The organism is Nocardia pseudovaccinii NBRC 100343, from assembly GCF_001613225.1.
Lineage (GTDB): Bacteria > Actinomycetota > Actinomycetes > Mycobacteriales > Mycobacteriaceae > Nocardia > Nocardia pseudovaccinii.
Genome location: NZ_BDBY01000303.1, coordinates 1 through 2840 on the forward strand (window position 1 = coordinate 1; position 2840 = coordinate 2840).

A 2840-nucleotide genomic window follows, 5' to 3' on the forward strand; every position below is an offset into this window, starting at 1 on the left:
CCGTCAGTGTCTGGTCGAGGTGGAGGGCCAGCGCAAGCCGGTCGCGTCCTGCACCATGGCCGTCGCCGACGGCATGATCATGCGCACCCAGCTGACCTCGCCGCCCACCGCCAAGGCCCAGGAGGGGGTGATGGAGCTGCTGCTCATCAACCACCCCCTCGACTGTCCGGTCTGCGATAAGGGCGGTGAATGCCCGCTGCAGAACCAGGCGATGTCCAGCGGTCGGTCCGAAACCCGGTTCGACGGCGTGAAACGCACCTACCCCAAGCCGATTCCGCTGTCCACGGCGGTGCTGCTGGACCGGGAGCGCTGCGTGCTGTGCGCCCGCTGCACCCGTTTCTCGCAGCAGGTCGCCGGGGATCCGTTCATCGAACTCATGGATCGCGGTGCGCTCGAACAGGTCGGCACCGCACAGGCCGAACCGTTCGACTCCTACTTCTCCGGCAATACCGTGCAGATCTGCCCGGTGGGTGCGCTCACCGGCACCAGCTACCGGTTCCGGGCCCGTCCCTTCGATCTGGTCTCCAGCCCGAGCGTCTGCGAGCACTGCGCATCAGGCTGCGCACAGCGCACCGACCATCGGCGCGGAAAAGTGTTGCGCCGCTTGGCGGGTGACGATCCGCAGGTCAACGAGGAGTGGAACTGCGACAAGGGCCGGTGGGCATTCACCTACGCGACCGAACGTGACCGGCTCACCACACCGTTGGTGCGTGGCTGGGACGGCAATCTCGCCCCCGCGTCTTGGTCCGAGGCATTGGCCGCCGCCGCGGAGGGCTTGGCGTCGGCATTCGGCAATGCGGGCGTGCTGGTCGGTGGTCGCGTCACCGAGGAAGACGCCTACGCCTACGCGAAATTCGCCCGAGTTGCCCTGGGCACCAATGACATCGACTTCCGCGCCCGAGTTCATTCGGCCGAAGAAGCGGACTTCCTGGCCGCCCGTATCGCCGGACAGGGTGTCACCGTCGACTACGACGCCCTGGAGAACGCGCCGGTCGTACTGCTGGCTGGACTGGAGCCGGAAGAGGAGTCGCCGATCATCTATCTGCGGCTGCGCAAGGCGGCGCGTAAGCGCCGTCTGCCGATCTTCTCGCTCGCCGCCTACTCCTCGCGCGGGCTGGATCGGATGTCGGGCACGCTGTTGCAAGCCGTTCCCGGGGCCGAACCGCATCTGCTCGATGCCATGCGCACCGGCGAGACGGACGCCGCCGCTTTGGCGACGGCCGCACAGCTGTTGCGTCAGCCGGGTGCGGTGGTGCTGGTCGGTGAGCGGATGGCCGGAATCCCCGGCGCACTGTCCGCGGCCGTCCGGCTCGCCGAAGAAACCGGTGCCGCCTTGGCCTGGGTGCCGCGGCGCGCCGGTGAACGCGGTGCGGTCGAGGCTGGTGCGCTGCCCGGCCTGCTGCCCGGTGGCCGACCGGTCGTGGATCCCCGTGCGCGTCAAGAGGTTCGCACGATCTGGAATGTCGCGGAGCTGCCGCTCACCGCCGGTCGCGATACCGCGGCCATTCTGGAGGCCGCGCCGACCTTGGGCGCACTGGTCATCGGCGGCGTCGAGATCGCCGATATGCCGGACCCCAAGGCGGCGCTCGAGGCCATCGACGCCGCTCGGTTCGTGGTCAGCCTGGAGTTGCGGCACAGCGCGGTCACCGAACGCGCCGATGTCGTCTTCCCGGTGGCCTCGGCAATGCAGAAATCCGGCACCTTCCGCACCTGGGAGGGCAGGCCTCGGCAATTCGATGCGGCACTCGGCGATTCGATGGTGCGCCGCGAACCCGCACCACTGTCGGATCAGCGAGTGTTGCAGGCCATCGCGACCGAGATGACGGTGGCGCTCGGCCTTCCCGATACCGAATCCGCGCGCGCCGAACTCGCCGAACTCGGCGCCTGGGACGGTCCGCCGGTGCCCGCGCCCGCGCATCGGCCGCACCCGGTGACCCAACCCAATCCCGGCACGGCCATCCTTTCCGGCTGGCGGATGCTGCTTGATCAGGGGCGCATGCAAGATGGCGAGCCGAATCTGGCGGGTGTCGCACGGCCGCCGGTGGTGCGGCTGTCGCCCACCACCGCTGCCGAACTCGGTGCCGCCGATGACGATCCGATCATCGTCGCCACCGATCGCGGCGCCGTCACGCTGCCGCTGCTGATCACCGATCTGCCCGATCGGGTGGTGTGGCTGCCGCTGAACTCGCCGGGCTGCTCGGTCAACGAACAGCTCGCCACCCAGCCGGGCGGTGTGGTGCAGGTGCACCGCGCCGACGAGAGGATGAAGGAACACCGCCATGAGTGATCTCTCTCTTTTCGGCCACGACCCGCTGTGGCTCGTCATCGGGAAATCCCTGGCGATCTTCGCCTTCCTACTGCTCACGCCGATGATGGCGGTGTATCTGGAGCGCAAGATCGTGGCCTGGATGCAGATGCGGGTCGGCCCTAACCGGGTCGGCCCCAAAGGCACGCTGCAGGCCGTCGCCGACGGCGTGAAGATGGCGCTGAAGGAAGATATCGTCCCGGCCATCGTCGACAAGCCGATTTTCATTCTGGCGCCGGTCATTTCGGTGGTGCCCGCGTTCATGGCGTTCGCGGTCATCCCGATCGGGCCGGAAGTTTCGATCCTCGGCCACCGGACCGCACTGCAGCTCACCGATCTGCCGGTCGCGGTGCTCTATATCCTGGCCATCACCTCGATCGGCGTGTACGGCATCGTGCTGGCGGGCTGGTCGTCGGGTTCGACATATCCGCTGCTGGGCGGGCTGCGCTCGACTGCGCAGGTGATCTCCTACGAGATCGCGATGGCGCTGTGCTTCGCGACGGTGTTCCTGCTCGGCGGCACCATGGCCACCTCC

The 2840-nt window shown here is 68.1% G+C and carries 2 protein-coding genes; both read left to right on the plus strand.

Annotation, left to right across the window (positions count from 1 at the left end; translation table 11 throughout):
* On the plus strand, positions 1-2287 hold a 2287-nt coding region (locus NP3_RS35565), incomplete at its 5' end, for an NADH-quinone oxidoreductase subunit G (RefSeq protein WP_063046114.1).
* On the plus strand, positions 2280-2840 hold a 561-nt coding region (locus NP3_RS35570; RefSeq protein ID WP_174566300.1), incomplete at its 3' end, for an NADH-quinone oxidoreductase subunit H. The genes NP3_RS35565 and NP3_RS35570, both read left to right, overlap by 8 nt.